A 582-nucleotide genomic window follows, 5' to 3' on the forward strand; every position below is an offset into this window, starting at 1 on the left:
GGAGCCCTGATTCAGGGTGAGTACGAAGCCGAGCAACACCTTTGAGTGGACCGAGCTTGACCAGCGGGCGGTGGACACCGTTCGGGTTCTGGCGGCGGATGCCGTGCAGAAGGTCGGGAACGGCCACCCGGGCACGGCGATGTCGCTGGCCCCGGCCGCGTACCTGATTTTCCAGCGGTTCCTGCGGCACGACCCGGCGGACCCGGCCTGGACCGGTCGCGACCGCTTCGTGCTGTCGCCCGGTCACACCAGCCTGACCCTCTACATCCAGCTGTACCTGTCGGGGTACGGGCTGACGCTGGAGGACCTGAAGTCGTTCCGGGTGTGGGGGTCGCTGACCCCCGGTCACCCCGAGCACGGGCACACCGCGGGGGTGGAGACCACGACCGGGCCGTTGGGCCAGGGGGTGGGCAACGCGGTCGGGATGGCGATGGCGGCGCGCTACGAGCGCGGCCTGTTCGACCCGGAGGCGCCCGCGGGCGCCTCCCCGTTCGACCACACCATCTGGGGCATCTGCTCGGACGGCGACCTGGAGGAGGGCGTCTCCGGCGAGGCCTCCTCCCTCGCGGGCCACCAGAAGCT

1 pseudogene is annotated in these 582 nt (G+C 71.1%); it reads left to right on the forward strand.

From position 1 onward, the window contains the following. Nucleotides 1-16 precede the first annotated feature (16 nt). Nucleotides 17-582: pseudogene (locus IF29_RS0141205) on the forward strand (transketolase); the annotation flags it as partial.

The sequence above is a fragment of the Streptacidiphilus jeojiense genome, from assembly GCF_000719095.1.
GTDB lineage: Bacteria > Actinomycetota > Actinomycetes > Streptomycetales > Streptomycetaceae > Streptacidiphilus > Streptacidiphilus jeojiensis.